At 66.5% G+C, this 3626-nt stretch carries 4 protein-coding genes; 3 read left to right on the forward strand and 1 reads right to left on the reverse strand.

The window, feature by feature from the left end:
* On the forward strand, positions 1–834 hold an 834-nt coding region (thiI, locus tag VFV09_15395), incomplete at its 5' end, for a tRNA uracil 4-sulfurtransferase ThiI (GenBank protein HEU4869095.1).
* Complete coding sequence (locus VFV09_15400) at positions 831–1997, forward strand: MFS transporter (protein HEU4869096.1); 1167 nt, start codon at positions 831–833, stop codon at positions 1995–1997. The genes thiI and VFV09_15400, both read left to right, overlap by 4 nt.
* 247 nt (positions 1998–2244) lie before the next feature.
* On the opposite strand, the gene VFV09_15405 is transcribed toward VFV09_15400, so the two are convergent.
* Entirely contained in the window at positions 2245–3090 is an 846-nt protein-coding gene (locus VFV09_15405) for a DNA-formamidopyrimidine glycosylase family protein (protein HEU4869097.1), read from the reverse strand.
* Between the two features lie 135 nt (positions 3091–3225).
* Between VFV09_15405 and VFV09_15410 the strand changes: the two genes are divergently transcribed.
* A partial coding sequence (locus VFV09_15410; protein HEU4869098.1) for a hypothetical protein occupies positions 3226–3626 on the forward strand: 401 nt, incomplete at its 3' end.

Raw genomic sequence — 3626 nt, forward strand, 5'->3', positions numbered from 1 at the left:
GAGACCAAATCGCTCGACATCAACATCGCAGTCGGGTCGGCCATCCAGCAGGCCACGGGCGCCCGGGTTGACCTCGGGAAGCCGGACTGGACCTGCTACATCGAGCTGACCGGGAACCGGGCCTACTTCTACTCTCAGAAGATCCCCGGTCCGGGAGGCCTTCCGGTCGGGACGTCGGGCAAGGTGCTGGCGCTGCTCTCTGGCGGCATCGACTCGCCGGTGGCCGCGTGGCGCATGGCCCGCCGGGGGTCCGATGTCGACTTCGTCCACTTCCACGGCCAGCCGTTCGCCGACCCGTCGAGCGCCCGGCAGGCCACCCGCCTGGCGCGGCACCTGGCGCCCTGGACGCTGCGTTCCAAGCTGTGGATGATCCAATTCGGCGACATCCAGTCCGAGATCGTCCTGTCGGCCCCCCAGGAGCTCAGGATCGTGCTCTACCGCCGCATGATGATGCGGATCGCCGAGGCCCTCGCCAAACGTGAGGGGGCCCAGGCACTGGTCACCGGGGAGTGCCTGGGGCAGGTGGCCTCACAGACGCTGCCCAACCTGACCTCAATCGGCGAGGTCGTCGAGACCCTGCCGGTGCTTCGCCCGCTGATCGGGTTCGACAAGCTGGAGATCGAGGCCACGGGCAAGCTGATCGGCACCTACGAGATCTCCATCCAGCCCCACATGGACTGCTGCGTGCTGTTCATCCCCCGTAACGTGAGCACAGCAGTCAGGCAGGCGGACGTCCGGCAGGCGGAGACCGCCCTGGACATCCCGGCGCTGGTCGACAAGGCGCTGGCGAACGCCGAGGTGGTCGATGTCGGCTTGAAGACGGCGGCTCGTTGAGGGGAGCCACCCCCCAAAGGCCCCGGCTGGTCACACCGCAGTTCCTGTTGATCAGCTTTTCCTGCCTGGCCTACTTCGTGTCGATCGGCATGATCATCCCGATCCTGCCGCTGTTCGTCACCGGGCCGATGGCCGGCAGCGAGTTCGACGTCGGCCTGGTGGCGGGGGTCTTCAGCGTCTCGGCGATCATCCTGCGGCCGGTTGCCGGGCGGTTGGGCGACACCCGGGGCCGGAGGTTGCTGGTGCTGGGGGGCGGAGCGATCGCTGCCGTCTCGATCTTCGGGTACACCCTGGCCGAGAGCCTGCCGGTGATCGGGATGCTCCGGCTGTTGAACGGAGTCGGCGAAGCATTCTTCTTCACCGGCGCCGCTACGGCGATAGCCGACATCGCTCCGGAGGCCCGCCGGGGGGAGGCGGTCAGCTTCTTCTCCCTGGCAGTGTTCCTCGGTATCGGCCTGGGACCACTGCTCGGAGAGACCCTGCTGGAGGCAAGCAGCTTCTCGGGCGTGTGGATCGGTTCCGGGCTGCTGGCGGCGCTTGCAGTGCTGATCGCGCTGAAGATGCCCGACGCCAAGCTGGAGGACTCCCCCGAGATAGCGCCGTTTCGGTTGCTGCACCCGAAGGCGGTCCTGCCTGGGACCATCCTGGCCCTGACGATCTGGGGGTTCGCCGGATTCTCCTCGTTCGTCCCACTGTTCGCCCGGCAAATCGGGATGGGCGGTTCGAGGTTCGTGTTCCTCACCTACGCTGTGGTGATCATCCTGATCCGCAGCATCGGGGCACGCATCCCGGACATCCTCGGCGCCCGACGCTCGGCGAGCATCTCTACGGTCGTGTCGGCGGCCGGTCTGGTTTTGATGGGAACCGCCACCGAACCCTGGGTGCTCTTTCTAAGCGCAGGGATCTTCGGCATCGGTCAGGCACTGTGCTTCCCTGCGCTGATCAGCCTGGCGCTGGCGGGAGCCGTTCAGTCGGAGCGAAGCTCGGTCATAGGCAGCTTCACCGCGTTCGTCGACGTGGCCTTCGGAGTGGGGCCGCTGACCCTGGGCGTCGTTGCGGAGTACGCCGGCGTGCGGAGCGTGTTCTGGGTGTCGGCAGGGCTGGCGCTGGTGGCGCTGGCCGTGCTGGCTACGAAGTTGCGAGCTCCGGTCCCTGCGGCCTAAAAGCGCCCCTTTCTCATACCTTCGGCCAAACGCCTTCTTTCGGCCTCCGGGCTCATGGCGAGGTCCAAGACTTTGAGGGAACTCAATAAACCTAGGGCCGCCGAAAGTCACGTTGAACCTTTCGACGAACCTTTCCCCTCCCGCCGAGTGCGAAGAACGCCGGCGGCTATCTGAACCGTCAACGGCGGACGTGGGGACTGCAAAGTTATCGGGAGGTACGCTGCACCTGCCAAAGCCCGTGCCTCGCTCACTTCAGCAGCCGGGACAGCCTGCGGTCCTTCAACGACCTGCCGCCCGTTTGGCACGCCGGGCAGTAGCACATGTCGTGGTCCTCGAAGTGGACCGCCTGGATCGGGGTTCCGCACCTGGGGCACGGCTCGCCGATGTGGTGGTGGACCGTCAGCGGCAGCGGCAGCTTGTCGGGGATCGGCACATTCAGGACGTTGGTGTAGTGCTCGATGGCGCCTCCGAGGATGCTCACCGTGGCCTCCCGAAGCGCCTCGGCTTCCTCCTCTGTGAGGTCGTCCCCCCTCTTGAACGGCGAAAGCATCGCCCGGTGCAGGATCTCATCCGCCCAGCTCCTTCCGATCCCGGCGATCACCTTCTGGTCACGAAGAAGGCTGTTCAGCGGACGCGGGTAACTCAGCAGCGGGCCGAAAGGCGGTGGGTCGGGCCAGGCCTCCGGCCCCAGGGTGGCGACCGCCGGCTCGGCATCCAGGGCTTCTGCGGGCAGCAGCTTTGCCCAGCAGGACTGGCGGGTCCCGAACTCCCTCAACCGGAGCTCCCGGCCGTCGCTGAGCCGGATCAGCAGCCTTGAGGTCTTGTCTCGGATCGATCCCCGCTTGTCGAACAGCTGGAACCGGCCGGCCGACATGAGGTGGATCAGCATGCAGAGCTCGCCTTCGAAGTCGACGACGAGATGTTTTCCCCGGCGGCGCATGCCGGTGACCCTGCGGCCGGCGAGGGCGCTCAGCGGCGGGTCGTAGCTCTTCAGGGTGCTGATGCCGGTGGCCTGCGCCGACTCCACCTCGGCCCCCGCCACAGCGTCGCCCAGCAGGCGAGCCGTGATCTCTACCTCAGGAAGTTCCGGCATCTTCTAAAGATAAGGGTAGATTTGCGTCGATTCAGGCAGAAGATGTATCGGTCGCGAAAAATCCGTGACCCTTGGCTTTGACCGGGAGGGCCGTTCGTTGGGATTGTCGCCGCACCTCGAAAGGCGCCCGACGCCGTGAGCAGCGACCGGTTCTGGATCGTCCTGGTGGACGTTCACCCAGACTCACCCGGCAACACCGACTGGCTGCGGATGTTCGGCGACAGCGCCGGCGGAGGGTTCGTCCACGTTATGGGCCTGGCCCCCAGCCCGGAGGCCCTCCAACGGGCGATAAAAAAGGACCTCGCCAGGCACGGCTGGGAGGCAGCCAGCTTCGACGACCTGGAGCTGCTCTCCGACCTGAAAGCACGCGAGCCGCTGAGCGCCGCCTTCGAGAGCATGGAGAAGGACGTGCTCCGGACCGGCGAGCTTCAGTTCGGCCGCTTCTTTCTCTACCCGCCGGCCGATATCGCCACCACCGAGTGGCTCGCCCAGGAGGCCCAGGACCAGCGCCTGAGCCTGACCCAGAGCACGCTGCT

The organism is Actinomycetota bacterium, assembly GCA_035759705.1.
Lineage (GTDB): Bacteria > Actinomycetota > CADDZG01 > JAHWKV01 > JAHWKV01 > JAJCYE01.

What these genes read in the sequence shown, in the direction of transcription:
- VFV09_15405 (HEU4869097.1), bottom strand. Translation starts at nt 3,090, where the DNA reads ATGCCGGAACTTCCTGAGGTAGAGATCACGGCTCGCCTGCTGGGCGAC.